Raw genomic sequence first — 26817 nt, 5'->3', positions numbered from 1 at the left:
TAGGGCGGTTTATTTTTCAATAAAATTGAATAATGATGATCAAGTTGTTCTGTTTTGGAGAATGCCGTGGAATTCAGCCAACTGCGTATCTTCCAGGCCGTGGCCGAGGAAGGCTCGGTCACCCGTGCCGCAGAGCGCCTGCATCGGGTGCCGTCAAACCTGTCGACGCGCCTGCGCCAACTGGAAGAGCAATTGGGGGTCGAGCTGTTCCTACGTGAACGGCAGCGCCTGCAGCTGTCGCCGGCGGGCAAGGTGCTGCTGGACTACGCACACCGCATGTCGGCCTTGCGCGACGAGGCGCTGGCTGCCGTGCGGGGCGGCCAACCGGCCGGGGATTTTGTGCTGGGGACCATGTACAGCACGGCGGCAACCCATTTGCCGGCGTTGCTGGCGCGCTATCACCAGGCCTACCCGGCGGTGAACCTGCAGGTGCGCGCTGCCCCTAGCGGCGAGCTGCTAGAAGGCTTGCTCAGCCACCGCCTGGATGCTGCCCTGGTGGATGGGCCGCTGAACCTGGCGGGGCTGGATGGCGTACCGTTGTGTGACGAGCATCTGGTGCTGATCACCAGCCCGGAGCACCCGGCAGTGCATACCGCCAAGGATGTGGCTGGGAAGGCAGTGTTCACGTTCCGCCAGGGCTGCTCGTACCGCATGCGCCTGGAGGCCTGGTATGCCCATGCGCATACCCCGATGGGCCGGGTCATGGAGATCGAGTCTTACCAGAGCATGTTGGCCTGCGTGATTGCCGGCGCTGGCGTGGCGATGATGGCCCAGTCGATGCTCGACAGCTTGCCTGGGCGCGACCGGGTAAGGGTGCACCGCCTGCAGGCACCGTTCGATCAGGCGGTCACCTGGCTGATGTGGCGCCAGGGTATGCGCGGTGCCAATTTGCAGGCGTGGATCGACCTGCAACAAAGCGAAACGATTAACCAGTCGTCGGAACGCGCCGTTACGGCTTGATCCGCGTCAAAATGGCCCTTATCTGTAAGAGCAGAGGCATGCGTAATACAGGACATCGGGCTATGATCTGTATGAAACATCGCAGGATTGATTTGCCGTGAGGCTGACCCGTCAAGGGGGCATTATGAATAAACCACTGTCCAACTGGCTCCACGACCTGGCGGTTGCCTTGGGGCTGATTCCACCACCCTTGCAGCCGGTGCCGATCCCGACTGATGAAGAGCAGCGCAAGCGCCAGCCGCGTCGTCGCTGATAAAAAAAGCAAAGGCCGCTGCATCCGGTTGGATGCAGCGGCCTTGTTGTATCTGTCAGGGTCTATCAGGCCAGCTTCACCGCTGCCACCGACTTACGCGACATCAGGCTAACCACCACAAAGCTCACCAGGCCAACAGCCAGGCTGTAGTAGATCGGCGTATTGGCCTCCAGCCCGTCCTTGAACATGAACAGCAGCGCGGTGGCAAAGCCCAGCGACATGCTGGCAATGGCGCCGGCGGTGGTCGCACGCTTCCAGAAGATCGCCCCGATCAGCGGGATCAGCATGCCGCCGACCAGCAGGTTGTAGGCCAGGGTCAGTGCGTTGATCACGTCGTTCACCATCAGCGCGATACCCAGTACCACCAGGCCGGTGAGCAGGGTGAACAGGCGGCTGACACCAAGGCTCGACTGCTTGCCGCCACGCAGCTTGGGCAGCAGGTCTTCGGTCACGGTCGTCGAGGCCGCCAGCAGACCGGCACTGGCGGTGGACATCATGGCTGCCAGCGCTGCCGCCATCAGCAGGCCACGGATGCCATCGGGCAGGGTGGTCTTGATCATTTCGGCGAACGCATTGTTCGGGTTGGCCAGGTCGGGCATCAGCACATGTGCAGCCATGCCGATCGCGGCGCAGGCCAGGCCGTACAGCACGCAGTACACACCGGCGGTGGTACCGGCACGCTGGCAGACTTTCTCGTCACGGGCGGTGAACACCCGCTGCCAGATGTCCTGGCCGATGAGAATGCCGAAGAAGTAGATCAGGAAGTAGGTGATGATGGTGTCCCAGCCAATGGTGGTCAGCTGGAAGCTGGCCGCCGGCAGCTTGGCCACCAGGGTATCCCAGCCACCGGCCTTGTACAGGCACACTGGCAGCAGGATGAACATCAGGCCGACGGTTTTGATCACGAACTGCACGATGTCGGTCAGGGTCAGCGACCACATGCCGCCAATGGTGGAGTACAGCACCACTACACCGCCGCCGAGCATCAGCGAGGCCCAGAATGGCAGGTCCAGCAGCACTTGCAGTACGGTGGCCATGGCCAGGGTAGAGGTCACGCCGATCATCAGCGCGTAAGCCAGCATGATCACGGCGCTGGCCTGGCGAGCGGTCGGGTTGTAGCGCTGCTCCAGCACCTGAGTCACGGTGAAGATGCGCAGGCGCAGCAACGGTTTGGCGAGGAACAGGTTGATGGCGATGATGCCCAGGCCCAAGGCTGCACACAGCCAGAAACCGGAAATGCCGTGAACGTAGCCCAGGCGTACGGTGCCAACGGTAGAAGCTCCACCCAGCACGGTCGTGGCCATGGTGCCCATGTACAGGACCGGGCCGAGGTTGCGCCCGGCTACCAGGTAGTCTTCGTGGGTTTTCGCGCGCCGCATGCCATACCAGCCAAGCCCGAGCATGCCGGCGGTATAGATCATTACAACAATGATGTCCAAGGCCATTGGGGGTCTCCCGATTATCTTTATTATGGCGAGATCGACCACGCGGGCGGTTGCACGGCGCCCGGCGGTCTTGTCGTGTTGTTGGCGGGCCTCAGTGGCCCTCCCTCATGGCTCCTGCCGGGGTGTAGCGGTATTAGCGACGCACTACGCCCGGTAGCACGCAGAGCATTTCGAACAGCAGGTTGGCACCGAGCAGCGAGGTGTTGCCGGTGGTGTCGTAAGGCGGGGAGACTTCGACAAGGTCACAGCCGATCAGGTCCAGGCCGTGGCAGCCGCGAATGATCTCCATCGCCTGGATGGTGGTCAAGCCGCCAATTTCCGGGGTGCCGGTGCCAGGCGCCCAGGCCGGGTCGATGCCGTCGATGTCGAACGACAGGTAAACCGGGCCGCCGCCGACTTTTTCCCGCACTTCGGCCATCAGTGGCTCCAGCGACTTGTGCCAGCACTCTTCAGCCTGCACCACACGGAAGCCCTGGCGGCGGCTCCAGTTGAAGTCGTCGGCGGTATAGCCCTGGGCGCGCAGGCCGATCTGCACCACGCGGTCGCAATCGAGCAGGCCTTCTTCCACGGCGCGGCGGAAGGTGGTGCCGTGGGCGATCTTCTCGCCAAACATGTGGTCGTTGACGTCGGCGTGGGCATCAATATGCACCAGGCCGATCTTGCCGTGCTTCTTGTGCAGTGCGCGCAAGATCGGCAGGGTGATGGTGTGGTCGCCACCCAGGGTCATCGGGATGACATTGTGCTCGACGATCTCGTCATACGCTTCTTCGATGATGCGCACGGCGTCCAGCAGGTTGAAGGTGTTGATCGCCACGTCGCCGATGTCGGCCACCGACAGCGAGTCGAACGGTGCGGCACCGGTGGCCATGTTGTACGGGCGGATCATCACCGACTCGGCGCGAATCTGCCGTGGGCCGAAGCGGGTGCCGGAGCGCAGCGAGGTGCCGATGTCCAGCGGCACGCCAATGAAGGCGGCATCCAGGCCTTCGGCGCTTTGCAGGTGGGGGAGACGGAGCATGGTGGCGATGCCGCCGAAACGCGGCATTTCGTTGCCGCCCAGTGGTTGGTGGAGAGTCTTGTCCACGGTGGGCCTCATCAGTCGGTCGATTGTTCTGTTTGTTCGAACCTGTGCCGCCGCGCGCCATTTCATGTGTGGTTTTGCCGGCGGGCAGGGACATTTCGGCCAAGTCTGCTGAAGGTAGTGGCGGGGAAGAATCGCTACCGACAAAAACTTAGTTCAGGAATTTCTGAACTAAAGGCGGGCAGAGCGGTTAGACTGCGCGCAAATACCCCTGCGGAACCGTTGCACCATGGCCTCGACCTTGCCCGACCTGAAACTGCTGCGCATCTTTATCAGCGTGGTGCGCCACCAGGGCTTTGCCAACGCTCAGCGCGAGCTGAACCTTTCAACCTCGGCCATCAGTACGTACATGAGCCAGTTGGAGGGGGCCCTGGGTATCGTGCTGTGTCACCGTGGCCGGGGCGGCTTCAGCCTCACCAGCAAAGGCGAACTGTTCCACCAGGAAACCCTGCGCCTGTTGGCCGAGCTGGACGGCTTCGAGCAGTATGCCGCTGCCCTCAAGGGAGAACTGCGCGGCACCCTCAACCTTGGGGTGATCGACTCCACGGTTGGTGACCGGGCCTTGCCGCTGGCCGAAGCCATTGGCGCCTACAGCCAGGAGCACCCGGCGGTGCACCTGCACCTGTCGGTGTCCAGCCCCTACGAGCTGCAACTGGGTGTGCAGGACAACCGCCTGGACCTGGCCATTGGCGCGTTCTCCTCGCGCATGAGCGGCCTGCTGTACCAGCCGTTGTACCGTGAGCAGCACTGGTTGTACTGCAGCAGCCGTCACCCGCTGTATGCCGAGCGGCGTATCCCTGAACCGGTGGTGACGCAGCAACGCATGGTCGGGCGTGGCTACTGGAGCCAGGCTGAGTTAGCCCGGCATGGTTTCAAGCACAGTGCGGCGACGGTGGAGAGTATGGAGGCGCAGCTGATCCTGATTCTGTCCGGGGCCTATATCGGCTATTTGCCCGAACATTACGCCCAGGCCTGGGTCGACAAGGGCGACTTGCGTGTGCTGTCGCCGTCGACGTTTGGTTACCAGGCCCCGTTTTCGCTCATCATCCGCCGCGGGCGTAGCCGTGAACCCTTGATCCAGACCTTCCGCGACCTGCTGAAAAGCCAGCTCAATGTGGGTTGATGAGCACGTTGTTCATGTATTTCGTCGGGAGGCTCTAATTTCCTGCATGGGGTGGCCGCTAACCTGATAGCGCTCTGCTACATATCAATTTGCGCTGATGATTTTCCCTCATTTCATCCTGCAAGGATCGCCCAAGATGCGCATGAATTTGCCCGTCACTGAGCACGAAAGAACCTTTTCCAGCGATCAACGCCTGATTTCCACCACGGACCTGAACAGCCGCATCACCTACTGCAACGATGCCTTCGTGGCGATCAGCGGCTTCACGTACGACGAGCTGGTCGGCCAACCCCACAACCTGGTGCGCCACCCGGATATGCCGCCGGCGGTATTCGGGCATATGTGGGAGACCATCAAGCAGGGCAAACCGTGGATGGGCGTGGTCAAGAATCGGGCCAAGAACGGGGACTATTACTGGGTCAGCGCCTATGTCACGGCGATCTACGAGCAGGGCCGCATCAGTGGCTACGAGTCGGTGCGCTCGGTGCCCACGCGCGAGCAGATCCGCCGTGCCGAGGCGCTTTATGCCCGCCTGCGCAGCGGCAGGGCTGCCGTGCCATGGGCGGCGCGGCTGGGGCATGGGCTGGGGCACGGCTGGCCGCTGTTTGGTGCGGGCCTGTTGTCGGCGGCTGGCTACCTGTGGCTGCCACCCTATGCAGCACTTGGCGTGCTGATGGCCAGCCTGCTGTTGGCCTGGTACCTGGTCGAGCACCGGCAGAACCAGGCCATCCGCCGCACGCTGGCCGAGCACCCCAAGGCCTTTACCAGCCCGCTGGTGGCGCTGACCTACAGCGACAACCCAGGGCTGCAGGGCCAGCTCGACCTGGCCATCATCAGCGAGGAAGCACGACTGCAAACGGCTTTGACCCGTTTGGTGGATGCAGGCGTCGGGGTGAAGTCGCGGGCGGCGCAGTCGTCCGATTTGTCCGATGCGCAAGCTCAAATGCTCGACCGCCAGCGCAGCGAGACCGACCAATCCGCGACGGCCATTGCCCAGATGGCGGCGACCATTCAGGAGGTTACCCACAACGTGCAAAGCACCGCACACGCGGCGGGTGATGCCGACCAGCTGGCACAACAGGGCAGTGAGTTGGCGCTGCAAAGCCTCAAGGCCATGGGCAGCATGAGTGATGCGGTCAATGACATCGGCCAGGCGGTCAACGCTTTGGCCGAGCAAACCCAGTCGATCGGCAGTGTGGTCGATGTGATTACCTCGATTGCCGAGCAGACCAACCTGTTGGCACTGAACGCAGCCATCGAGGCGGCGCGCGCGGGCGAGCAGGGGCGCGGGTTTGCCGTGGTGGCGGATGAAGTACGTTCGCTGGCCCAGCGCACCCGTGCGTCTACCGATGAGATCCACCACATCATTGCCTCGCTGCGTGCAGGTGCCGAGCGTGCGGTGAGCACGGCCAGCCGGGGCGAGCAGATATCGCGGGAGAGCGTGCACAGTGTCGAGGCCGTGCAGGCGGCGTTGAGCGGCATTGCCCAGGCGGTCAGCCGTATCACTGGCATGAGCCAGCAGATGGCGACGGCGTCGGAGCAGCAGAGCCATGTGGCTGAGGACATCAACCAGCAGATCGTGAGGATCGCCCAGTTGTGTGACCAGAGTGCCGGGCAGGCCAGGCAGGGGGCGCAGATCAGTCAGGACTTGGAGCGCATGGCGGAGTATCTGCATAGCCTGGCGGAGCGCTTCAACCGCTGAGGTTGCTGGGCCCGCAAAGCGGGCCCCGTTTCTGTGGCAAACTGTCTCCGCCAAGGAGAACCCCATGCCCAGACCCCGTTGCGAGCGCTGCCAGCGCCCGCTCGACCATTGCCTTTGCCCACTGATCCCCGCACTCGACAGCCGCACCCGCGTCATCCTGCTGCAGCACCCCAGTGAAACCGCCCATGCCCTGAATACCGCACGCCTTGCTGCCCTTGGCCTGAACAATGCCGAGTTGCGGATTGGAGAGGTGTTCGAGGACTTGAGTGAACTGTTGGCGACGCCCGGTTACCGCCCGGCGCTGCTATTCCCGGGTGCAGACGCCCAGGTGCTCTCGGCGTATAGCGAAGCCGAAGACCAACCCTTGCTGCTGATCGTGCCCGACGGCACCTGGCGCAAGGCGCGCAAGCTGTTGTACATGAATCCGTTGCTGGAGGGGTTGCCGAGAGTGTCCTTGGGGGCCGTTACGCCTTCACGTTACCGGCTGCGCAAAGCGCCGGAAGTGGGGGCATTGTCGACGATCGAGGCGGTGGTGGGGGCATTGAATACGCTGGAGCAGCCTGTCTGCTTCGATGCACTGCTGGCGCCTTTCGAGGCGTTGATCGAGGGGCAGATCAAGGCGATGGGGATGGAGACGTTTCAGCGTAACCATGGCGCCGAGTGAGGGTTGGGGGCCGCAAAGCGGCCCCCGAATCTCAAATCCGATCAACGCATCTCGGGCAGGCGCGCCTCGGTGCGTACCTCAGTGGTAGCCAGCGCCTCTGGCGGCAGCGAGATATGTTGCTTGGTCAGCAACTCACCCATGGTCGCCAGTACGCGATAACGCGAGAACTCCTCGGTATAACGCACTTCGGTGTAGCGGCGGTCGGCGTTGTACAGCTCGTTTTCACTGTCCAGCACGTCCAGCAGGGTACGCTGGCCCAGGCCGAACTGGTCCTGGTAGGCAGCACGCACGCGCTTGGTGGTCTCGGCGTATTCACGCGCAGTCGGCAGCTGCTTGCTGGCGTTGTTCATGGCGTTCCACGCCAGGCTCAGGTTTTCGGTCAACTCACGCAGGGCGTTGTTGCGGATGTCCAAGGCCTGGTTGATCTTGTGCGCGTCAGACTGCAGGCGGGCCTTGTCGCTGCCGCCACGGAACAGGTTGTAGTTCATCTCTACACCGGCCTGCCAGTCGTTGTTGTTGTGGCCTTTCTCGCCGCCGGTGTTGTTGTTGGCACCGGTTGCCAGAATGGCGTCGAAGCGCGGGTAGAAAGTCGACTTGCCGACCTCGTACTGCTGCTCGGCCGCGTTGACGTCAGCCTGGGCAGATTTGATGTAGGGGTTGTTCTGACGCATGCTGTCGCGGGCGCCTTCGAGGGTTTCTGGCACCTCGGCCTTGATGGTCTGCGGGCTTTCCAGCTCGTCCGGGGCACGGCCGATCACGCTGAAGAAGTTGGCCTCGGCATCGGCCAGGTCGACTTCGGCGGTATCCAGGTTGTTTTCTGCCAGGGCGCGACGTGCGCGGGACTGGTCAAGGTCGGCGGTGCTGCCAACGCCGCGCTCGTTACGCAGGCCGATCTGGTCGTTGACGCGCAGGTGGGCTTGCAGGTTGTTCTTGGCCAGGGTTACCAGCTCGCGGCGCTTGAGCACTTCCAGGTAGACCTCCACGGCACGCAAGGCGACATCCTGGGCAACGGCCTGGGTGTAGTAGGCACGGGAGGTGGAGACTGCCTTGGTACGGCCCACTTCATTCGAGGTGTTGAAGCCGTCGAAGATCATCTGCCGCAGGCGCAGCTCGGACTGGGTGTAGTTGAGGGTTTCCTTGTTGTGGTTACCCTCGGCACGGGTAGTGGCGTTGTCCGAACGCTGGCGGCCATAGCCAGCGACCAAATCCACGGAAGGGTAGTAGCCACCACGCGCAAATTTCACGTCCTCATCGGCCGACAGCTTGCTGTTGCGGTTGGAGCTGACTTGTGGGTGGTAGTCCACGGCGCTCTGGACGGCCTCGGTGATCGACATCGCCTGTACGTTGGCACTCGCCAGGGCCAACAGTAATGCACTGGTGATGGGGTTCAAAACGCGCATGGTACATCTCCCTGATCCTGGAATTGATCCTGCTGCTCGCCAAAAAAATGACGATAATGTTATCGCGTATAGTGTTGCAGGTTTTTAACAACACAGCTAAGTACATTCAACGCGATACATAAGAAGATTTATTCATATAAAATTTGAATATAAGATCGTTTTTCTCTAAAAAAGAGACCGATAAGTGCTGAAAGCGAATACGCGTAACGCGTTCCAAGCCAGTGTCTGCAAGGCTTTCGTGCGGTTCCAGAATTATTCTGGATAAAGGAAATATCCGTTAGGCGAAAGTGATATTTGGCGACAAAAAAATGTCACTTTGGCGTGTGCAGGGTTTTCTGTCTGAGGATATACAGGCTGACCAGCACGGCGCTGGTCAGCATGAATGTGCGCGCCCAGAAGAGGGGAACCAGATAGCACGACAGACCAATGCTGGCCCACATCAGGCCGATGGCGTAGACCTTGCCTTTGAGGGGAATGCCTTCACCACTGAGGTAGTCGCGAATCCACGGCCCGAGCTTGGGGTGGTTGACCAGCCAGTGGTGAAAGCGCGGCGAGCTGCGGGCAAAGCAGGCTGCCGCCAATAGCAGGAAGGGGGTGGTGGGCAGTACCGGCAGGAAAATCCCCAACACCCCCAGCGCAACGCTGAGCCAGCCGATGGCCAGCAGCAGGTAGCGCACAGGCAGATTAGTGGTGGCGTGGCTTGAGCAGCGCCGGTTTTTCGTCAGGGGCGTGCAGCAGCAGGAACAGTGCGGTCAGCGCTTCGGGGATCTGTACGATCATGTCGTCCTGCAGGTTGGCGTTGCTGGCGATGTCGGCGAACTCTGGCTGTTCGTCGAACAGGCCCGAGCCGACCATGATCGGCAGCAGCATCTCGCTGACTTCTTCTTCGGCGTTCTCGAACCAGGCTTCTTCACGCAGGAACACGCCTTCCATGAAGCCGATGCACCAGCCGCGCAGGTCGGAATCGTCCGGCTCGTCGGTCAGGTCCAGGTCGCATGGCAGTTCGAATTCGTCGTCGCTGGCCAGCTGGCGGGCGATGAGCGCCTTGAGGGCAACCAGCGTCGCCTCGATTTCGGTGCGCTGGGCATCGCTGCTGTAGTGCGGCTCTTCGGCGAACAGGGCGTCGATCCACTCGCGTTCCGGTACATCCTCGGCGTTGATCGACAGGGCGGTGAGGTAGCCGTGTGCGGCGACATAGTCCAGCGCTTCTTCGTGCAGCTCGTCGGCGTCGAGGAAGGCTTGCAGGCGGGTCAGTTGCTCGGCGAAGGACATTACAGGGCTACCTTGGGGAATAAACGATAACGAATTCTAGCACCTTGCAGCGGCAGCGGGGCAAAGGGAACGTCTATCACCGTGGTGCCCTGCGCGGTGCGGTGCTGCGGTATACTCCACGGTTTTTCATCCAGGGGCAGGGTTTACCGGTCGCCTGGCAAAAACCGCTTACGCTTTTGACGTGTGCGGGGCGGGTTTTTCGTCCAGCCTGTTTCCAGGATGGTACGGCGATTTGGAGTTGCACATGCTCGAACAGGCTCAGCGCGTTCTCAAGGACATCTTCGGCTACGACAGTTTCCGAGGGCGCCAGGCAGCAATCATCGAATGCGTGGCCAATGGCGGCGATGCCCTGGTGCTGATGCCCACCGGCGGCGGCAAGTCGTTGTGCTTCCAGGTACCGGGGCTGCTGCGCCCGGGCCTGACGGTGGTGGTTTCGCCGCTGATCGCGCTGATGGATGACCAGGTTGCCACCCTTGACGAGCTGGGCGTGCCGGCGGCTGCGTTGAACTCCACGCTGACCCCTGAACAGCAGCGTGACCTGGCCGGGCGCCTGCGCCGTGGCGAAGTGAAGATGCTGTACCTGGCGCCGGAGCGCCTGGTGCAGCCGCGCATGCTCGACTTCCTGCGTGACCTGGACATTTCGTTGTTTGCCATTGACGAAGCCCACTGCGTCTCGCAATGGGGCCACGACTTCCGCCCCGAGTACCTGCAACTGGGCCAGCTGGCCGAGCTGTTCCCGCATGTGCCGCGTATTGCGCTGACCGCCACCGCCGACATGCGAACCCGCGAGGAAATCGTCCAGCGCCTGCACCTGCAAGGCGCCGAGCGCTTCCTGTCGAGCTTCGACCGGCCCAACATTTTCTACCGCATCGTGCCCAAGGAAGCGCCGCGCAAGCAGCTGATGGCCTTTCTGGGCGAGCGCCGTGGCAACGCAGGTATCGTCTACTGCCTGTCGCGCAAGAAGGTCGACGAAACCGCCGCCTTCCTCTGTGACCAAGGCTTCCCGGCATTGCCGTACCACGCTGGCCTGGCTGCCGAGACGCGCGCGGCCAACCAGCACCGCTTCCTCAACGAGGAAGGGCTGATCATGGTCGCCACCATTGCGTTTGGCATGGGCATCGACAAGCCCAACGTGCGCTTCGTTGCCCACCTCGACCTGCCCAAGTCGCTTGAGGCCTATTACCAGGAAACCGGCCGTGCCGGCCGTGACGGCCTGCCCTCCGATGCCTGGATGGCCTACGGCCTGCAGGACATGGTGATGCTCAAGCAGATGCTGCAGAACTCCGAAGGTGACGATCGCCACAAACGCATCGAGCAGCACAAGCTCGATGCCATGCTGGCGCTCTGCGAGGAAACCCGCTGCCGCCGCCAGTCTCTGTTGGCCTATTTCGACGAAACCCTCGAACAGCCCTGCGGGCATTGCGACAACTGTGTCGACAAGATCCAGACCTGGGACGCCACCGAGCCGGCTCGCCAGGCCCTGTCGGCGGTGTTCCGCACGGGCCAGCGCTATGGCGTCGGCCACCTGGTCGATGTGTTGCTGGGCAAGGACACCGAGAAGGTACGCAATTTCGGCCACGAGAAGCTGTCGGTTTTCGGCGTCGGCAAGGGCCTGGCCGAGGTCGAGTGGCGTTCGCTGTTCCGCCAACTGGTGGCGCGCGGCCTGGTTGATATCGACCTGGAGGGCTATGGTGGCCTGCGCTTGTCCGACAGCTGCCGGCCGCTGCTGCGTGGCGAGGTCACCCTGCAATTGCGCCGCGACCTCAAGCCGCAGACCACGGCCAAGGCTTCGTCGTCCAGCGGCGGCAGCCCGGCCAGCCAGCTGGTGCGTGCCGAAGAGCGCGAGCTGTGGGAAGCGCTGCGTACCTTGCGGCGCAAGCTGGCGGAGGAGCACAGCGTGCCCCCCTACGTCATCTTCCCCGACTCGACGTTGCTGGAAATGCTGCGCAGCCGGCCAGTCAGCCTCAGCGACATGGCCCAGGTCAGCGGCGTGGGTGCGCGCAAGCTGGAGCGCTATGGCCAGGCATTCCTCGAAGTGCTGAACAACAGTGGCGGCACCGACGAGGCGCCGAAAGTGGTGCTCGACCTGCGCCACGAGTTGGTCAGCCTGGCGCGCGCCGGCATGACGCCAGCGCAGATCGCCGGGCAGCTCAACTGCAGCGAGAAGAACGTGTATAGCCTGCTGGCCGAGGCACTGGGCCGCCAGGAACTGAGCCTGGACCAGGCCCTCGACCTGCCGGAAGACCTGCTGATGGAAGTGCAGGACGCCTTCCTGGATGGCGAAGGCGAGCTGCCAGCGGTGTCGGCCATTGCGCCGTTGTTCGGCGCCCGGGTGCCGGAGGGCGTGCTGTATTGCGTGCGCGCCGCGTTGGCGGCGGAGTTCGAGCTGTAAACGGCGGCAGGATCGAAGGCACAAGCGCCATCTGCTGACCTTTGTCATGCTTTTTGACGATTATCGAACACACCAGCGTGCCCGAGCCTTGCCTCGTGGCGCCGGCCATGGTTAGCTGCCTAATAATTAGATCTATTCAATGAGTTGCTTATGCCCCTGACCGACAACCAACACCGCTTTGGCATGCAGCTGGCCCAGATGTCCCGGGGTTGGCGTGCCGAACTGGATCGCCGCCTGGCCGGGCTCAACCTGTCCCAGGCGCGCTGGCTGGTGTTGCTGCACCTAGCCCGTTTCGAAGAAGCCCCCACCCAGCGTGAGCTGGCCCAGAGCGTGGGCGTTGAAGGCCCGACCCTGGCGCGTTTGCTCGACAGCCTTGAGGCACAAGGGTTGGTGCGTCGGCAGGCGGTGCTGGAGGACCGGCGGGCGAAGAAGATTGTACTGTGCCCGCCGGCCAAGCCGCTGATCGACCAGATCGAGACCATTGCCAATCAACTGCGGGTGGAGCTGTTTACCGGGGTGGACGAGGCGGACTTGCAGGTGTGCATGCGGGTGCATGCGAAGATCCTGGCCAACCTCGAGAAATCTTGAATACAGCTGCAAGCCCTAAGCTGCAAGCCTCAAGTAGAAACAGATCTTTGTTTCGGCTCGATCTGCTTCTACTTGAAGCTTGCAGCTTATAGCTCAGAAGGTATGCCCAAGGTTCAGGTACACCGCCTGCTCATGCGCACTGTTGGTGCCATAGCTGAAGTTCAGCGGCCCAAGAGGCGTCTCCAGCCCCAGGAAGATACTCGCCGCATTGATGTACCCGCTGTCGAACGCATTGTCGTTGTTCCACGCCCGCCCACGTTCCAGCGACCCGCCAATGTACAGCGGGAAGTCCAGCGGCACGTAGGCCCGTGGCGTCAGCCGGCGGTAATAGACCATGCGCATCAGGCTCACGTTCTGCCCCGACACCGAATCCTGGCGGAACCCTGACAGCTGCCGCGCGCCACCGATCACGAAGCTCGACGTCACCACTTCGGCGTCATCCAGCGTGCGCCCGTAGCGCCCGCCCAGCACGAAGGTATTCGGCCCGCTGCTGATGGCCTTGTCCAGGTTGAACAACCACTGCCGATAATCCTGGTCCGAGTCCAGCGACTTGTCGTACTTGCGCAGGGTCAGGCCTATGTCTTCGCCGCTGTGGGGGAAGTACACGTTGTCGAGGGTGTCGAACGAGTACTTCAGCTCGTAGAAACCTTCGTTGAAGCTGACTTTGGGCAGGTCCTGGTCGCCGATGCGCACCTCGGCCTCGCCCCACGCCTTGCCCACGCCCAGGCGCACTTCGCCATTGGTGCCGATCTGCCGGCCAACGTTCAGGCCAAAGCCGTAGCGCTCCAGGCGGTATTCGGCGATGGGGTCGTTGTCCAGGGTGGCCTCGATGTTCTGCGAGCCGAAGTCCAGGTACGGTGCGATGAAGTAGCGCGAGCCCACGTCCAGCGGCTGGTAGAATTCACTGTACAGCTCTTGCTGGTCACCGATCTGGCCACGGGTCAGCCATTCGGCACCCAGGCTGTTGATGCCGTTGACCCGGTAGCTGGCACCCAGGTTGAAGGCGCTGTCGCCACGCAGGTCGTCCGACAGGTTCAGGCCCAGGCGCAGGTAGTCGGTACCGCCGCGTCGGCCGCGGGCATTGATCACCAGCGTGTTGTCGTCGCCCTTGTGCGCCACGCGGTACTGCACCCGGTCGAAGTAGTCCAGGCCATACAGCGTGCCCATGTCGGTCTGCAGGCGGTCCAGTTCCAGCGGGGCATCGATCGGCTGGCGAATGTAGGAACGGATGACATCGTCGCTGACCTTGGAGTCGTTCTCGATCCGGATCGCGGTAATCACCGGTGTGCGCTGACGTGGCGAGCGGGCCACCGCCAGGCTGCTGTCTTCGGGCTGGCGCAGGCTGGCAAGGCGCGGGTCGAGCAAGCGGGTGGCGCGGTAGCCAGCGTCGATCATGTCCCGGGCGCGGCCGAAGTCGGTTACGCCAAACGCAGTCAGCGAAGGCTGGATGAGGATATCGTCGCGGTGCAGGCTGGCCAGTTGCTCTTCCGAGTTGCGCCGGGTCATCAGGGTGATCGACTGGTTGAGCACGTCGACCACCGTGGCCAGTTGCTTGCGGTCACGCAGCGGGGTGCCGATGTCGACCACGATGGCCAGGTCCACGCCCATTTCCCGGGCCACGTCCAGCGGGATGTTGTCGACCATGCCGCCGTCCACCAGCAGGCGACCCTCCAGTTCGACCGGGGCGAACACGGCGGGGATCGACATGCTGGCACGGATTACCTGGGGCAGGTGGCCGCGACGGAACACCACTTTTTCGCCACTGGCAATGTCGGTGGCCACGGCGCGAAAGGGGATGGGCAGCTTGTCGAAGTCGCGTGTGTCGGCGGTATGCGCCAGCTTGCTTTCCAGCAGCAGCGCGAGGTTCTGGCCCTGGATGACCCCCAGCGGCAGGCCTAGGCTGCCGTCGTCGCGAAAGCTGAGCTTCTGTTTGACGAGGAAATCGCGGTCATCCTGCTTGCGCCGGAACGGCACGTCCTTGCGCGGTGGGGCATCGGACAGCGCCTGTTGCCAGTCCAGTGTGGTGGCGAGCTTTTCCAGCTCTTGGACGCTGTACCCCGAGGCGTACAACCCGCCGACCACAGCCCCCATGCTGGTGCCGGCGATGGCGTCAATGCGCACGCCTTGTTCTTCCAGGGCCTTGAGCACGCCGATATGGGCCAGGCCACGGGCCGCGCCACCCGACAACACCAGCCCGACCTTGGGTCTGGCCGGTTCGGCGGCAATTGCCGTGAGGCTGGTGAGGGAGAGCAGAAAGCAGAACAGCAAACGGCGCATCGTGAGTCTCAAACCGTGGGCTAAAGACCGCTAGTATAAGCGGCCCCTTACCTGGAGATGCGTCACCATGGCCGACAGCAAGCCCGAAATAGTCATCACTTATTGCACCCAGTGCCAATGGCTGCTGCGTGCCGCCTGGCTGGTCCAGGAACTGCTCAGCACCTTTGCCGACGACCTTGGCCGGGTGGCGCTGGAGCCGGGCACCGGCGGCATCTTCCGCATCACCTGCAATGGCGTGCAGATCTGGGAGCGCAAGGCCGACGGCGGGTTCCCCGAGGCCAAGGTGCTGAAGCAGCGGGTACGCGACCAGATCGACCCTCAGCGTGACCTTGGCCATAACGACCGCTGATCACGCACCTTCGGGCAGTGGCTGCTTGGGCGGCTGCTCGGCGGCCAGGCGGCTGGACAGCACGATGGCGAAGATGATCAGCGCGCCGCCCAGCAGCATGCGCAGCGTAGGGGTTTCGGCGAACACGACCCAGGCCACGGCAATGCCGTAGACCGGCTCCATGCCGAATACCACCGCGGCGGTGCGCGCCTTGATCACCGCCAGGCTGGCGACGAACAGGCTGTGCGCCACGCCGGTGCAGAAGATACCGAGCAGGGCGATCCACAGCCAGTCCATGGTTGCCACGTCTGCCAGGCCGGGTGCTGCGAAGGGCAGCAGGCACAGGCCCACCACTAGGTTTTGCCACAGCGCAGCCTGAACCGCAGGCAAGCGCCCGGAGCCGGCGCGGTTGGTGAGTGACAGCAGCGAGAACAGCAACCCGGAAAGCAGTGCCCAGAGCAGGCCGCCCGTGGCTTCGCTGGCCAGATCGAAGGCCGGTGTGACCAAGACCAGGCCAATGCTGACCAGCAGTACCAGCACGGTCTCGTTGCGGCGGATGCGTTCGCGGAACAGCAGGCCTTCGAGGATGACGGTAAAGGCCGGGAAGCTGGCGAAGCCGAGGGTGGCGATGGCCACGCCGCCGACTTTGACGGCGATGAAGAAGCTGACCCAATGGCCGGCCAGCAGCACACCACCGAGCAGCAGGCGGCGGATGTCCTGACTGCTCAGGCGTTGCCAGCCCGGGCCGGCGAGGCTGGCGAACAGGGCCAGGGCAAGCACGGCGAAGGCGGCGCGGCCGAACACGATGATTGCCGGGCTGGCGCTGGCAGCCAGTTTGCCGAAGACGCCGGTCAGGCCGAAGAACAGCGCGCCAATGTGCAGGGCGCCCAGGGCGGTGCGGTGGTTCATGGTGGTCCTTGCTCAAGGTCTCTATTGGCTTTGAGATCGAGCGCCGCCCGCGCGGCGCATCGCGAGCTGCGCTCGCTCCTACGTTTGTTTCGGGCCAGTAACGCCTGTGACAGGCGCGCGCGACCGCCTGGTTTGTACGACGCAATATTGCGCCATGCGCTAAGGCGTACGCGCGCAAATCCCACAGGAAAAATTGGCCCGAAACAAACGTAGGAGCGAGCGCAGCTCGCGATGCGCCGCGCGGGCGGCGCTCGATCTCACAGGCGCTCGAAATGTCGAGGCGATCACGCTCGCCATATTCAGCCATTGTGCCTCATTCCCGGCACACCATCACTCGTCACCGTTTTGCCACGGCGCTGTCACGCGCGCCTGCCAGTCTCCAGCAAACTGCGCCGGAGCCTGCCCATGACCCATGCCGAACTGTCCCGTCCCTCGCGCAAGCAACGTGTGCGCACTTTGTGGATCTCCGACGTGCACCTGGGCACTCGCGACTGCCAGGCCGAGCACCTGTCGCAGTTCCTCAAGGGCTACCAGGCCGACCGGGTGTACCTGGTCGGCGACATCATCGATGGCTGGAAGCTGCGCGGCGGCGTCTACTGGCCGCAAGCTCACACCAACGTGATCCGCCGGCTACTGACCATGAGCAAGCGCGGTACCGAGGTGATCTATGTCACCGGCAATCATGATGAATTTCTGCGCCGTTACTCCACGTTGATACTGGGCAACATCCAGCTGGTGGATGAGGCTGAGCACCTGACCGCTGATGGTCGTCGGCTGCTGGTGATTCATGGCGACCAGTTCGACGTGATTACCCGTTATCACCGCTGGCTGGCGTTCCTCGGTGACCGCGCCTACGAGTTCACCTTGGTGCTTAACCGCTGGCTCAATCACTGGCGTGCGCGGTACGGCTATGGCTACTGGTCACTGTCGGCGTACCTCAAGCACAAGGTGAAAGGCGCGGTGAACTTCATCAGCGACTTCGAGGATGCCATTGCCCACGCGTGCACCCGTCGTGGTTTTCACGGTGTGGTGTGTGGGCACATTCATCACGCTGAAATCCGCAAGGTAGGCGAGGTGGAGTACCTCAATTGCGGTGATTGGGTGGAGTCATGCACGGCGCTGATCGAGCATTGGGATGGCAGCATCGAGCTGTACCGCCTGGCGGATGCCCAGGCACGGGAAGCGCAGGTAGCCGCGGCGATGCGAGAACCGGCATAGAGGGCTGCTGTGCAGCCCCGATGCCTACAGGCTGATCTTTCCCAGCAGGATATCCCTGAACATCACGAAATCCCCTATCAGGCTGTAAAGCGGATAGGTAAAGGTTGCCGGCCGGTTCTTTTCGAAAAAGAAATGCCCGACCCAGGCAAAGCCATAGCCGAACAGTGGCACGGCCAGCAACAGCAACCACTTGCCACTGCCGATGGTATAGGCCAGCAAGGCAATCACCACGCTGGTGCCGACAAAGTGCAGGCGGCGGCAGGTGGGGTTGCTGTGTTCCCCCAGGTAGTACGGATAGAACTCGGCAAAACTGCGAAACTGCGCTGTGCGGTTCATGGCAGTGCTCCGGGATTAATACTTCTGGACAAGATGCACGGCGTGGAGCCTGATTCGAGTCTAGAGTGATTGGCGGGGCCTACCAGTGACAATAGGCGCCAATTGAGTATCCTTGGGGTTCACCGCAGGAGCGGTCGGTAGAAAGAAGCCTGTCATGAGCGAAAGAACCACGTCAGCCAGTTGGGCATCAGGGATTGTGAAGGCACTCGAACTGGAAGGGCTGGACTGCCAGGCCATGTTCAAGCAGCTGGGGCTGGACTTCGCGGCTCTCGACGACCCTGACGCCCGCTTCCCACAAGACTCCATGACCCGGCTCTGGCAGCTGGCGGTGGAGCTGTCGGGTAATGAGGCCATCGGCTTGAACATGGCGCGGGTGGTACGCCCGGCGTCGTTCCATGTGGTGGGCTATGCGTTGATGTCCAGCCGTACGCTGGCCGAAGGCTTCGAGCGCCTGGTGCGTTACCAGCGCATCATCGCCGAAAGCTCGGACCTGAGCTTCGTGCTTGGCCCTGAAGGTTATTCCCTGATCCTGACCGTACACGGCGACCACCTGCCACCCACGCGGCACAGCGCCGAGGCCTCGCTGGCTTGCGCGCTGGCACTGAGCAAATGGCTCAGCGGCCGCCCGGTGCAGCCGAGGCGGGTGCTGGTGCAGGGGCCTCAGCCGAAGAATATCGAACCGTACAAGGTGGCGTTTCATTCGCCGCTGGTGTTCGGTGCGCCGCACGATGCACTGGTGTTCGAACGGGCCGACATGGAGGCGCCGCTGCCCACTGCCAATGAGGCCATGGCGGTGTTGCATGACCGTTTTGCCGGGGAGTACCTGGCCCGTTTTTCCGAAAGCCGGGTTACCCACCGCGTGCGTCAGGTGCTGTGCCGCATCCTGCCGCAGGGCGAGCCCAAGCGCGCGACCCTGGCGCAGGCCCTGCACCTGTCGCAGCGTACCTTGCAGCGGCGGCTGCAGGAGGAGGGCACCAGCTTCCAGACCTTGCTCGACGACACCCGCCGCGAGCTGGCCGAGCAGTACCTGGCCCAACCGGGCATGACCCTGCTGGAGGCCGCATACCTTCTGGGTTTTGCCGATCCCAGCAACTTCTACCGGGCATTCCGCCGATGGTTCGATGCCACGCCGAGTGAGTACCGTGCCCGTATGGGCGCGGAGGCCGACGCGGTCAGTGACGCCAGAACGCCGGCATACACAGCACCAGCACCGTAATGATTTCCAGTCGGCCGAGCAGCATGCCGGCCGCCAGAATCCACTTGGCTGCGTCCGGCAGCGTGGCGTAGTTGCCCGACGGGCCGATCACTTCGCCCAGCCCCGGGCCCACGCCCGAAACCGTACCGGCGGCACCGGTCAGTGCGGTCATCCAGTCCACGCCCAGCAACGACAGCAGCAGGGCCATGACGCAGATGGTGATGGCGAAGAAGAACGAGAACGTCAGGATCGAACGCACGATGTCTTCATCGAGGCGGTGGCCGTTGTATTTCTGCTTGATCACCGCGCGCGGGTGGATCAGTTGGTTAAGGCTGGCCTTGAGCAGGATGTAGGCCACCTGGAAACGGAAAATCTTGATACCGCCCGCCGTCGAGCCGGAGCAGCCGCCCACGAAACCCAGGTAAAAGAACAGCATCAGCGAGAAGTTGCCCCACAGGCTGTAGTCGCCCAGGGCGAAGCCGGTGGTGGTTACCACCGAGGTCACGTTCAGCGCCACATGGCGCAGGGCGTCGAGCCAGTGCAGGTTGGTGCTGTACCAGTACCAGGTACCCAGCACCAGCCAGGTGACCAGCAACATGCCCAGTAAACCCTGCACCTGCTGGTCGCGGATCAGTGCCTTGCGGTTGCCACGCAGGGTCGCTACGTAAAGGGTAAACGGCAGGCTGCCCATGATCATCACCACTACCGCCACCCAATGCACGGCCGGGATGTCCCATTTCGCCAGCGACTGGTCAGAGGTGGAGAAACCGCCGGTAGAGATCGCCGACATGGCGTGGTTGATCGCATCGAACGGGCTCATGCCTGCCCACCAGAAGGCCAGCGAGCCAAGGATCGAGAAACCGACGTACACCCCCACGATCGACTTGGCGACCATGTGCGAGCGCGGCATGACCTTTTCCGAGCGGTCGGACGATTCGGTCTGGAACAGGCGCATGCCACCGATGCGCAGCAGCGGCAGGATCGCCACCGCCATGGCGATGAAGCCGATACCGCCAAGCCAGTGCAGCATCGAGCGCCACATGAGAATGCCGGGTGACATGGTGTCGAGCCCGCTGAGCACGGTGGCGCCGGTGGCGGTGATGCCCGACATGCTTTCGAAGAAGGCGTCGGTGTAGCTGATGTGCTGGGTCAGCAGGAACGGCAGGGCGGCGAACACGCACACCACCAGCCAGCTGCTGACCGTCAGCAGGTACATGTCGCGTGGGCGCAGGTGCACATGTTCGGGGCGCCCCTGCACCACCAGGGCCAGCCCGGCGATGAAGGTGATCAGGCTCGACCAGAGGAACGACGGCATGTCACCGGTGCGTTCGAAAATTACCAGGGTCGCCATGGGCACGGCCATGCTGACGGCGAGGGTAATCAGGAAGATGCCGATGATGAAACCAATGATCCTTAAGGTCGGCAACGCCATGTGATCTGCTCTGACTCGATTCGGAAGGGCGCCATTCTACCTATGGGTTGGTGAGCTGCAAGCTACGAGCTTCAAGCTGCAAGAAAGAGCAACGTACGCCGGCCTGCTTCTGCTTGAAGCTTGCAGCTTATGGCTAGCAGCTTGAGAATGGCCGCACATTCAACTGCCAGGAGGGTAGCCGATGGAGGCTCTCGACGCATTGCTCAACCGTGTTTCCGTGCCACGCCTGACCGACCCGGCGCCCAATGCCGCTCAGCGCGAGGCGCTGTTCCAGGCCGCGTTGCGCGCCCCGGACCACGGCCAGCTGCGCCCATGGCGCTTTCTGACCATTGAAGGCCAGGGCCGCGAGAAGCTGGGCGAGCTGTTTGCCGAAGCCGTGCAGAGCAAGGGCGACGCCAGCCAGGCCGCGCTGGACAAGGCCCGCGCCATGCCGTTGCGGGCGCCGTTGCTGATTGTGGTGGTGGCCAAGCTGCAGGATCACTTCAAGGTGCCGAAGTCTGAACAGCGCCTGGCGGCGGGCTGTGCGGCGCATGGCATCCTGATTGCCGCGCATGCGCAGGGTATCGGCGCGGTGTGGCGTACCGGGGACATGGCATTTGATGCCCATGTGCACAAGGGGTTGGGGTTGGCCGAGAACGAGGAGTTGATCGGGTACCTGTATGTCGGCACGCCCCTGACCGAGCCGCGTACCGCGCCGATCCTGGAAACGGCTGATTTCGTCAGCGTCTGGGGCGAATAACGCGGGCTTGGCTTGATTGCTGTATCAGGGCATCCGGCCCTTTCGCGGGCAAGCCCGCGAAAGGGCCAGTGGCCTTGACATCACCTCAACTGCCAGCAGCCTCCGCCACAGGCAACTCCAGCCTGGCCACAAACCCACCTTGTGGATGATTGTCCAGAACCAGGCTGCCACCATGGCGCTCCGCCGCCTTGCGCGCAATCGCCAGTCCCAGCCCATGCCCCGGCGCCTCCTGCCCCGGTGCACGGAAGAACGGTTCCCCCAGTTGCACCAGATGTTCTGCTGCCGCCCCCGGTCCATGGTCACGCACGCTTATCACTATGCGGTCCTGCTCACGCACTGCATTCACTTCTACCGGCTGCCCGACCGGATTGAAGCGCAAGGCGTTGCGCAGCAGGTTGTCCACGGCCCGCTCGATCAGCGTCGGCCAACCTTGCAAGGTCAAGCCAGGCTGCGCTTCAAGGCGCACATCCTGGTCGGGCGCGCTGAGCAAGGCATCCTTGCGCACGCTGCCCAGCAGGGCGTTGAGGTCGACCGGTTCGGCATGAGCCTGCTCGGCATCCACCCGGGCCAGGGCCAGAATTTCGCTGATCAGGTCTTCCAGGCGGTCGCACTCGCGGGTCAGGCGTGGCCACAGGGTTTCCCGCTGCTCGGGCCCGGCGCGCTCGGCCAGCGCCAGGGCAATTCGCAGCCGGGCCAATGGGGAGCGCAACTCGTGGGACACATCGCGCAGCAACTGGCGCTGGCTGCCGATGGTGCTTTGCAGGCGCGCGCCCATCTTGTTGAAGTCCTTGGCCAGCACACCGAACTCGTCGCGCCGCGCTGCCAGCCGCGCCAGGCTGTTTTGCTGGTAGGTGGTCTGCCCCAGGTCATGCACCGCGCTGCGCAGGCGGCTGAGTGGGCGGGTAATGGACAGGGTCACCAGTAGGCTGAACAACGTCAGCACAACCAAGGCAATGCCCAATGCACTGAGCGGCCACATCAGGCTTTCGCGGTGCCAGGCATCCAGTGCCGGGTGGGGGATGCGGTAGATCAGCAGGTAGGTTTCGCCGGTGTCGGGGCTGGTGTATTCCTCGGTCAGCCTGCGCCACGGCAGGCGCCGCTGGTCATCGTGCTGGCGCGCTTCGAAGGCCGCAGCACGGCGCGGGAAGGTGCCGGGCACCACGGCTTCGCCACTGTCGTCGAGCACTTGCACGTCGATCTTGTAGCGGTCTTTGCGCCGTTCCAGGAAGTGCTGTGCCGAATCCAGGCCTTCCTGCTCGTAATGCTTGGCCCACTTGCTGGCCAAGGTATTCAGGCCCGGGTGACGGCTGAGGATCCAGGCGTCCTGGTTGAGCATGTGGCCCAACAGGATCGACAGGCCTGCGACCAGGGTAATGGCCAGCCAGAAACTGGCCAGGATGCGCCAGAACAGTGAACGCAAGTGCACCTCCTAAACGGGAAAAGCCCGGCCCGCAGTGATGCGGGCCGGGCATTGGGCAGACAGCTTACTGAGCCTTGGTGCCTTTTTCAGCTTTCCAGGCCTGGAACTCCTGCCACTCGGCTTTCTTGGCGGCGCGTTCCTTTTGCAGTTCGTCGAACTTCTTCTGCTGCTCAGGCTTGAGCAGGTTGCGCACGGCGCTGTCGGTCTTGTCGCGGCTGGCTTTCAGCTCGTCCTTCATGGCTTTCTGGTCGGCGGCCGGCAGCTTGGACAGGTAGCGCTCGGTGATGTCGCGGCGCTGTTGCATCTGCTCGCCCATCAGCTTGCCGATCTGCTGGCGCTGGTCGCGGCTCAGGTCCAGCTGATGGAAAGGCGCATCACCGCGATGATGTGGGCCGTCGTGACGCGGGCCGCCGTCAGGCATGGCCATGGCCACGGTCGGCAGGGCGGCGGCGAACATCAGGGCGATAAGGGTCTTGCGCATGGTGTCTCTCCTTTCATAGGCCGGTGGTTACCGGATGAGCACAGTCTAGGGAGATCACCGTCAAGCACAGTCAGGGGATGGTAAAGGCTCGGTAAAGAACAGCTTCAAGTTCCAAGCCTCAAGCTGCAGGTGAAGCCGATTGCGATCCTGCTCTTTCTTCTAGCTTGCAGCTCGTAGCTTGTAGCTATTTACAGGCAGTAGTAGTAGCCACGGCTGCGCAACGCCACGATGCGTGGCCGGCCATCGGCGTGGGGGCCAATCTTCTTGCGCAGGTTGCTGACATGCATGTCCAGGCTGCGGTCGTACAGGGTCAGCTTGCGGCCCAGGCCGATTTGCGCCAGTTCCTGTTTGTCCAGCGGCTCGCCGGGCTGGCGCAGCAGCGCTTCGAGAATGCGGCTCTCGGACAGGGTCAGGGTCATTTCGCGGCCATCGATACTGGCCACGCCACGGGCAGGGCTGTACACCAGGTCGCCCAGCTCCACCTGGCTGGTGGTGGCGGTGGGGTGGCTGCGGCGCAGTACGGCGCGCAGGCGGGCGGTGAGCTCACGTGGGTCGCAGGGTTTGGCCAGGTAGTCGTCGGCACCCAATTCGAGGCCAAGGATGCGGTCCAGCGGCTCGCCACGGGCGGAGAGCATCAATACCGGCAGTTCGGTATGTTCGCTGCGCAACTGCTTGAGCAGTTCCAGGCCGCTGCCATCGGGCAGCATCACGTCCAGCACGACAGCAGCCGGGGCGTGTTCGGCCAGGGCCTGGCGTGCGCTCTGGCCATCGTGGCAGGCACGTACGGTGAACCCTTCCTGGGTCAGCCAGCTGCCGAGCAGCTCGCACAGCTCTTGGTCATCATCAATCAGTAACAGCTCGCTCATGACTCACTCAATTCAACCAATGACGGCGGCTATTCGGTCCGCCAGTGGCAAAGATACCGCAGACTGATGGCAACTGTGTAACTGCCTCTACCGCGTCGCCTTCTTCGCGGGCAAGCCCGCTCCTACAGGGACTGCACCGATGCCGAAGCTTGCACCGTACCTGTGGGAGCGGGCTTGCCCGCGAAGCAGGCGGCGCGGTCTCAGATCAAGGCAGCACTTGCTTGAACGGCTTGACCACCACCTTGTCGTACACACCCGCAGTAATGTACGGATCGGCATCGGCCCAAGCCTGCGCCGCCGCCAGGTTTTCGAACTCGGCAACGATCAGGCTACCGCTGAAGCCCGCGTCGCCCGGGTCGTTGCTGTCGATGGCCGGGTGCGGGCCGGCCAGTACCACGCGGCCTTCGGCCTTGAGCTGCTGCAGGCGTTCGATATGCGCCGGGCGGGCAGCCAGGCGCTTTTCCAGGGAGTTTGCGACGTCGCTGGCGATAATGGCGTAGAGCATGTCAATCCTTGGGTTTGGAGGTAGAAGGGTCGTCGTGCAGGTGGCGCGACAGGTACACGCCTTGCGCCACCAGGAAGATCACGGTCATGCCCAGGCTGCCGAACACCTTGAAGTCCACCCAGAAGTCCTGGAAGGTGAAGGCGACGAACAGGTTGGCCGCGCCGCAGAACAGGAAGAAGGCGATCCAGGCCACGTTCAGGCGCGCCCAGATGGCATCGGGCAGTGTCAGCGCGTGGCCCATGATGCGCTTGATCAGCACCCGATCACCGATGAAGTGGCTGCCGGCAAAGCCCAGGGCGAACAGCCAGTTCACCACCGGCGCCTTCCACTTCAGGAAGGTTTCACTGTGGAACGTCAGGGTCAGGCCGCCGAACACCAGGCAGGCCACCAGGGTCAGCCACTGGCCCTTTTCAAGCTTGCGCTGGCGCAGGAACAGCGCGCTATACACCACCAGCGAGCTGATGATCAGCATGGCCGTGGCGCTGTAGATACCGCCGAATTCGAAGCTGTGGCCGGCGACTTCCAGGGGGCGCGGGTCCAGCTTGTAGACGATGAAGAACAGCAGCAGCGGGATGAAATCGATGAATTGTTTCACAATGGCAGCCAGAATCGGGATGTGACGGCATAATAACAAACATCGATTCCAGCGAAAGCGCTCCTCCATGAATGTTGATCTGCACTGTCACAGCACGGCCTCCGACGGCGCCCTGTCGCCCTCGGTACTGGTTGCCCGGGCCCATGAGCACGGGGTGCAAACGCTGGCACTGACCGACCATGACACCATCGAAGGCCTGCCCGAAGCACGCCAGGCCTGCATCGAGCGGGGCATGCGCTGGGTTAGCGGCGTCGAGCTGTCGTGCACCTGGGGTGGTGCGACCATCCATGTGCTGGGTTATGACTTCCCGCTCGACGCGCCGCCTTTGCTGGCGGCAATCGAAGCGCTGCACCGTGGCCGCTGGCTGCGCGCCGAAGAAATCGACAAACGGCTGGCCGCCAAGGGCATGCCTGGCACCCTCGAAGGCGCCCGTGCCGTGCAGCACGAGCTGGGCGACAGCGGCAACGCCCCGGCGCGCCCGCATTTTGCCGAGTATCTGGTGCGCGCCGGGCACGTCAAGGACCGTGGCGAAGCGTTTCGCAAGTGGCTGGGCGCCGGCAAGCTGGGCGACGTCAAGCAGCACTGGCCGACCCTCGACGAAACTGTCGCCACCCTGCGCCAGTCCAAAGCGTGGGTGAGCCTGGCGCACCCCATGCATTACGATCTGACCCGCAGCAAGCGCAGACGGCTGATTGCCGACTATATTCAGGCAGGCGGGCAGGCACTTGAGGTGGTCAACGGAATGATGCCGGCCGAGCAGGTGGGCACCCTGTCCATCCTTACCCGTGAGTTCGGCCTGCTGGCAAGCGCTGGCAGTGACTTCCACGGCCCCGGCACCTGGGGCGAGATCGGTGCCTATCGGCCTTTGCCCGAGGACTTGCCACCTCTGTGGCGTCGATTCAGCCATGAACAGCCTTTGGCGCTATGAACAGGACGACTACGTGAGCCAATTTTTCCAGATACATCCGGAGAACCCACAGGCGCGCCTGATAAAACAGGCCGTCGAGATCATCCGCAAGGGCGGCGTGGTGGTGTATCCGACCGACTCGGCCTATGCGCTGGGTTGCCAGATGGGTGACAAGGCGGCCATCGAACGGGTGCGGCGCCTACGCGGGCTGGACAAGACGCACAACTTCACCCTGATGTGCTGCGACATGTCGCAACTGGGGTTGTACGCCAAGGTCGACACCGGCACCTTCCGCCTGCTCAAGGCGCATGTGCCGGGGCCTTACACGTTCATCCTCAACGGCACGCGTGAAGTGCCGCGCCTGCTGTTGCACGATAAACGCCGCACCATCGGGCTACGGGTGCCGGCCCATGCCATCACCCTGGCCTTGCTGGCCGAGCTGGGCGAGCCGTTGATGAGCGTGAGCCTTATCCTGCCGGGCGACACCGAGCCGATGACCGACCCTTACGAAATCCGTGAGCGCCTGGAGCATCACGTCGACCTGGTGATCGATGGCGGCTTCGGCGACCTCAAGGCCTCTACTATCATCGACCTGTCGGGCGATGAGCCTGAGCTGATCCGCGAAGGCTGCGGCGACCCCACGCCGTTCCTGGTCAACGCGTGAGCCCGGTGGAAATGCCCGAGGCACCGGCCGAGCTGGCCGAAGCGCCTCGGCAGTTGCAGTTGGCC

The 26817-nt window shown here is 63.1% G+C and carries 27 protein-coding genes; 13 read left to right on the top strand and 14 right to left on the bottom strand.

Annotated elements, in window-relative coordinates:
- The first annotated feature begins 66 nt into the window (after positions 1 to 66).
- Both ACF8R4_RS10780 and ACF8R4_RS10775 read left to right on the top strand, forming a co-directional pair.
- On the top strand, positions 67 to 960 hold the full coding sequence (locus tag ACF8R4_RS10780; RefSeq protein ID WP_060497477.1) for a LysR family transcriptional regulator: 894 nt from the start codon (positions 67 to 69) through the stop codon (positions 958 to 960).
- A gap of 124 nt (positions 961 to 1084) precedes the next feature.
- Entirely contained in the window at positions 1085 to 1213 is a 129-nt protein-coding gene (locus tag ACF8R4_RS10775) for a PA1414 family protein (RefSeq protein WP_009683677.1), read from the top strand.
- Positions 1214 to 1278: 65 nt separating this feature from the next.
- Here ACF8R4_RS10775 and ACF8R4_RS10770 read toward each other — a convergent pair whose 3' ends face one another.
- Both ACF8R4_RS10770 and speB read right to left on the bottom strand, forming a co-directional pair.
- Entirely contained in the window at positions 1279 to 2658 is a 1380-nt protein-coding gene (locus ACF8R4_RS10770; RefSeq protein ID WP_060497476.1) for a sodium:solute symporter, read from the bottom strand.
- Positions 2659 to 2791: 133 nt separating this feature from the next.
- Positions 2792 to 3742, bottom strand: a complete 951-nt coding sequence (gene speB, locus ACF8R4_RS10765) for an agmatinase (protein WP_003254586.1) — start codon at positions 3740 to 3742, stop codon at positions 2792 to 2794.
- A 226-nt stretch (positions 3743 to 3968) separates the two neighbouring features.
- Between speB and ACF8R4_RS10760 the strand changes: the two genes are divergently transcribed.
- From ACF8R4_RS10760 to ACF8R4_RS10750, 3 genes are all read left to right on the top strand, one after another.
- Positions 3969 to 4862 (top strand): LysR family transcriptional regulator, encoded by an 894-nt coding sequence (locus tag ACF8R4_RS10760; protein ID WP_060497475.1) that lies wholly within the window; start codon positions 3969 to 3971, stop codon positions 4860 to 4862.
- Positions 4863 to 4998: 136 nt separating this feature from the next.
- Positions 4999 to 6564: a PAS domain-containing methyl-accepting chemotaxis protein gene (locus tag ACF8R4_RS10755; RefSeq protein WP_156867921.1), complete on the top strand. Its 1566-nt coding sequence runs from the start codon at positions 4999 to 5001 to the stop codon at positions 6562 to 6564.
- Between the two features lie 64 nt (positions 6565 to 6628).
- A complete protein-coding gene (locus tag ACF8R4_RS10750) occupies positions 6629 to 7228 on the top strand; it encodes a tRNA-uridine aminocarboxypropyltransferase (RefSeq protein WP_392492344.1) in 600 nt (199 codons plus the stop codon).
- Positions 7229 to 7269: 41 nt separating this feature from the next.
- Here the strand turns inward: ACF8R4_RS10750 and ACF8R4_RS10745 are convergent, their stop codons facing one another.
- The 3 genes from ACF8R4_RS10745 to ACF8R4_RS10735 all read right to left on the bottom strand — a co-directional run bounded on the left by ACF8R4_RS10745 (position 7270) and on the right by ACF8R4_RS10735 (position 9900).
- Complete coding sequence (locus tag ACF8R4_RS10745) at positions 7270 to 8628, bottom strand: TolC family outer membrane protein (RefSeq protein ID WP_060497472.1); 1359 nt, start codon at positions 8626 to 8628, stop codon at positions 7270 to 7272.
- 311 nt (positions 8629 to 8939) lie between these two features.
- Positions 8940 to 9305, bottom strand: a complete 366-nt coding sequence (locus ACF8R4_RS10740) for a YbaN family protein (RefSeq protein WP_060497471.1) — start codon at positions 9303 to 9305, stop codon at positions 8940 to 8942.
- A gap of 7 nt (positions 9306 to 9312) precedes the next feature.
- Positions 9313 to 9900: a YecA family protein gene (locus tag ACF8R4_RS10735; protein ID WP_060497470.1), complete on the bottom strand. Its 588-nt coding sequence runs from the start codon at positions 9898 to 9900 to the stop codon at positions 9313 to 9315.
- Between the two features lie 244 nt (positions 9901 to 10144).
- Here ACF8R4_RS10735 and recQ point away from each other — a divergent pair, with 244 nt between their 5' ends.
- Together recQ and ACF8R4_RS10725 are read left to right on the top strand one after the other, a co-directional pair.
- Positions 10145 to 12292, top strand: a complete 2148-nt coding sequence (gene recQ / locus ACF8R4_RS10730; RefSeq protein ID WP_156867590.1) for a DNA helicase RecQ — start codon at positions 10145 to 10147, stop codon at positions 12290 to 12292.
- 150 nt (positions 12293 to 12442) lie between these two features.
- Positions 12443 to 12880, top strand: a complete 438-nt coding sequence (locus ACF8R4_RS10725) for a MarR family transcriptional regulator (RefSeq protein WP_016711876.1) — start codon at positions 12443 to 12445, stop codon at positions 12878 to 12880.
- A gap of 93 nt (positions 12881 to 12973) precedes the next feature.
- Here the strand turns inward: ACF8R4_RS10725 and ACF8R4_RS10720 are convergent, their stop codons facing one another.
- Positions 12974 to 15157, bottom strand: coding sequence for a patatin-like phospholipase family protein (locus ACF8R4_RS10720; RefSeq protein WP_060497468.1), 2184 nt, complete (start codon positions 15155 to 15157; stop codon positions 12974 to 12976).
- A gap of 67 nt (positions 15158 to 15224) precedes the next feature.
- Between ACF8R4_RS10720 and ACF8R4_RS10715 the strand changes: the two genes are divergently transcribed.
- Positions 15225 to 15506, top strand: a complete 282-nt coding sequence (locus ACF8R4_RS10715; protein ID WP_392492341.1) for a SelT/SelW/SelH family protein — start codon at positions 15225 to 15227, stop codon at positions 15504 to 15506.
- Here ACF8R4_RS10715 and ACF8R4_RS10710 read toward each other — a convergent pair whose 3' ends face one another.
- Complete coding sequence (locus tag ACF8R4_RS10710; protein WP_104834188.1) at positions 15507 to 16394, bottom strand: DMT family transporter; 888 nt, start codon at positions 16392 to 16394, stop codon at positions 15507 to 15509. It lies immediately after the preceding gene.
- Positions 16395 to 16799: 405 nt separating this feature from the next.
- Between ACF8R4_RS10710 and ACF8R4_RS10705 the strand changes: the two genes are divergently transcribed.
- Positions 16800 to 17612 (top strand): UDP-2,3-diacylglucosamine diphosphatase, encoded by an 813-nt coding sequence (locus ACF8R4_RS10705; protein ID WP_392492339.1) that lies wholly within the window; start codon positions 16800 to 16802, stop codon positions 17610 to 17612.
- A gap of 24 nt (positions 17613 to 17636) precedes the next feature.
- Here the strand turns inward: ACF8R4_RS10705 and ACF8R4_RS10700 are convergent, their stop codons facing one another.
- Complete coding sequence (locus ACF8R4_RS10700) at positions 17637 to 17948, bottom strand: DUF962 domain-containing protein (protein WP_060497463.1); 312 nt, start codon at positions 17946 to 17948, stop codon at positions 17637 to 17639.
- Positions 17949 to 18102: 154 nt separating this feature from the next.
- Between ACF8R4_RS10700 and ACF8R4_RS10695 the strand changes: the two genes are divergently transcribed.
- The gene (locus ACF8R4_RS10695) at positions 18103 to 19164 is read left to right on the top strand and encodes an AraC family transcriptional regulator (protein WP_060497462.1); all 1062 of its coding nucleotides are present in this window, start codon (positions 18103 to 18105) and stop codon (positions 19162 to 19164) included.
- Here ACF8R4_RS10695 and ACF8R4_RS10690 read toward each other — a convergent pair.
- Positions 19121 to 20575, bottom strand: coding sequence for a TrkH family potassium uptake protein (locus ACF8R4_RS10690; RefSeq protein ID WP_060497461.1), 1455 nt, complete (start codon positions 20573 to 20575; stop codon positions 19121 to 19123). The genes ACF8R4_RS10695 and ACF8R4_RS10690 overlap by 44 nt on opposite strands.
- 181 nt (positions 20576 to 20756) lie before the next feature.
- Here ACF8R4_RS10690 and ACF8R4_RS10685 point away from each other — a divergent pair, with 181 nt between their 5' ends.
- Positions 20757 to 21314 carry an NAD(P)H nitroreductase gene (locus tag ACF8R4_RS10685; RefSeq protein ID WP_016711869.1) on the top strand — a complete coding sequence of 186 codons (558 nt, stop codon included), beginning with the start codon at positions 20757 to 20759 and terminating at the stop codon, positions 21312 to 21314.
- 85 nt (positions 21315 to 21399) lie between these two features.
- Here ACF8R4_RS10685 and ACF8R4_RS10680 read toward each other — a convergent pair whose 3' ends face one another.
- The 5 genes from ACF8R4_RS10680 to ACF8R4_RS10660 all read right to left on the bottom strand — a co-directional run bounded on the left by ACF8R4_RS10680 (position 21400) and on the right by ACF8R4_RS10660 (position 25181).
- The gene (locus ACF8R4_RS10680) at positions 21400 to 22740 is read right to left on the bottom strand and encodes a HAMP domain-containing sensor histidine kinase (protein WP_060497460.1); all 1341 of its coding nucleotides are present in this window, start codon (positions 22738 to 22740) and stop codon (positions 21400 to 21402) included.
- Between the two features lie 58 nt (positions 22741 to 22798).
- Entirely contained in the window at positions 22799 to 23215 is a 417-nt protein-coding gene (locus ACF8R4_RS10675; protein WP_019099114.1) for a Spy/CpxP family protein refolding chaperone, read from the bottom strand.
- 188 nt (positions 23216 to 23403) lie between these two features.
- Positions 23404 to 24081 carry a response regulator transcription factor gene (locus ACF8R4_RS10670; protein ID WP_060497458.1) on the bottom strand — a complete coding sequence of 226 codons (678 nt, stop codon included), beginning with the start codon at positions 24079 to 24081 and terminating at the stop codon, positions 23404 to 23406.
- 205 nt (positions 24082 to 24286) lie between these two features.
- Positions 24287 to 24586, bottom strand: a complete 300-nt coding sequence (locus ACF8R4_RS10665) for a YciI family protein (protein WP_392492336.1) — start codon at positions 24584 to 24586, stop codon at positions 24287 to 24289.
- Position 24587: 1 nt separating this feature from the next.
- Positions 24588 to 25181: a septation protein A gene (locus ACF8R4_RS10660; protein WP_306579700.1), complete on the bottom strand. Its 594-nt coding sequence runs from the start codon at positions 25179 to 25181 to the stop codon at positions 24588 to 24590.
- A 67-nt stretch (positions 25182 to 25248) separates the two neighbouring features.
- On the opposite strand from ACF8R4_RS10660, the gene ACF8R4_RS10655 reads away from it, so the two are divergent.
- Entirely contained in the window at positions 25249 to 26109 is an 861-nt protein-coding gene (locus tag ACF8R4_RS10655; RefSeq protein WP_019099116.1) for a PHP domain-containing protein, read from the top strand.
- A 13-nt stretch (positions 26110 to 26122) separates the two neighbouring features.
- A complete protein-coding gene (locus ACF8R4_RS10650) occupies positions 26123 to 26752 on the top strand; it encodes an L-threonylcarbamoyladenylate synthase (RefSeq protein ID WP_086976460.1) in 630 nt (209 codons plus the stop codon).
- The last annotated feature ends 65 nt before the right edge of the window (positions 26753 to 26817 follow it).

The organism is Pseudomonas sp. FYR_2 (assembly GCF_043106425.1).
Lineage (GTDB): Bacteria > Pseudomonadota > Gammaproteobacteria > Pseudomonadales > Pseudomonadaceae > Aquipseudomonas > Aquipseudomonas monteilii.
This window is presented reverse-complemented; position numbering and strand designations above follow the sequence as displayed.

Bases quoted from the DNA above. Each gene is read 5' to 3' on its own strand.
- ACF8R4_RS10775 (WP_009683677.1), top strand. From the start codon at position 1,085: ATGAATAAACCACTGTCCAACTGGCTCCACGACCTGGCGGTTGCCTTG.
- ACF8R4_RS10770 (WP_060497476.1), bottom strand. From the start codon at position 2,658: ATGGCCTTGGACATCATTGTTGTAATGATCTATACCGCCGGCATGCTC.
- ACF8R4_RS10760 (WP_060497475.1), top strand. From the start codon at position 3,969: ATGGCCTCGACCTTGCCCGACCTGAAACTGCTGCGCATCTTTATCAGC.
- ACF8R4_RS10755 (WP_156867921.1), top strand. From the start codon at position 4,999: ATGCGCATGAATTTGCCCGTCACTGAGCACGAAAGAACCTTTTCCAGC.
- ACF8R4_RS10750 (WP_392492344.1), top strand. From the start codon at position 6,629: ATGCCCAGACCCCGTTGCGAGCGCTGCCAGCGCCCGCTCGACCATTGC.
- ACF8R4_RS10745 (WP_060497472.1), bottom strand. From the start codon at position 8,628: ATGCGCGTTTTGAACCCCATCACCAGTGCATTACTGTTGGCCCTGGCG.
- ACF8R4_RS10735 (WP_060497470.1), bottom strand. From the start codon at position 9,900: ATGTCCTTCGCCGAGCAACTGACCCGCCTGCAAGCCTTCCTCGACGCC.
- recQ (WP_156867590.1), top strand. From the start codon at position 10,145: ATGCTCGAACAGGCTCAGCGCGTTCTCAAGGACATCTTCGGCTACGAC.
- ACF8R4_RS10725 (WP_016711876.1), top strand. From the start codon at position 12,443: ATGCCCCTGACCGACAACCAACACCGCTTTGGCATGCAGCTGGCCCAG.
- ACF8R4_RS10720 (WP_060497468.1), bottom strand. From the start codon at position 15,157: ATGCGCCGTTTGCTGTTCTGCTTTCTGCTCTCCCTCACCAGCCTCACG.
- ACF8R4_RS10715 (WP_392492341.1), top strand. From the start codon at position 15,225: ATGGCCGACAGCAAGCCCGAAATAGTCATCACTTATTGCACCCAGTGC.
- ACF8R4_RS10710 (WP_104834188.1), bottom strand. From the start codon at position 16,394: ATGAACCACCGCACCGCCCTGGGCGCCCTGCACATTGGCGCGCTGTTC.
- ACF8R4_RS10705 (WP_392492339.1), top strand. From the start codon at position 16,800: ATGACCCATGCCGAACTGTCCCGTCCCTCGCGCAAGCAACGTGTGCGC.
- ACF8R4_RS10700 (WP_060497463.1), bottom strand. From the start codon at position 17,948: ATGAACCGCACAGCGCAGTTTCGCAGTTTTGCCGAGTTCTATCCGTAC.
- ACF8R4_RS10695 (WP_060497462.1), top strand. From the start codon at position 18,103: ATGAGCGAAAGAACCACGTCAGCCAGTTGGGCATCAGGGATTGTGAAG.
- ACF8R4_RS10690 (WP_060497461.1), bottom strand. From the start codon at position 20,575: ATGGCGTTGCCGACCTTAAGGATCATTGGTTTCATCATCGGCATCTTC.
- ACF8R4_RS10685 (WP_016711869.1), top strand. From the start codon at position 20,757: ATGGAGGCTCTCGACGCATTGCTCAACCGTGTTTCCGTGCCACGCCTG.
- ACF8R4_RS10675 (WP_019099114.1), bottom strand. From the start codon at position 23,215: ATGCGCAAGACCCTTATCGCCCTGATGTTCGCCGCCGCCCTGCCGACC.
- ACF8R4_RS10670 (WP_060497458.1), bottom strand. From the start codon at position 24,081: ATGAGCGAGCTGTTACTGATTGATGATGACCAAGAGCTGTGCGAGCTG.
- ACF8R4_RS10665 (WP_392492336.1), bottom strand. From the start codon at position 24,586: ATGCTCTACGCCATTATCGCCAGCGACGTCGCAAACTCCCTGGAAAAG.
- ACF8R4_RS10655 (WP_019099116.1), top strand. From the start codon at position 25,249: ATGAATGTTGATCTGCACTGTCACAGCACGGCCTCCGACGGCGCCCTG.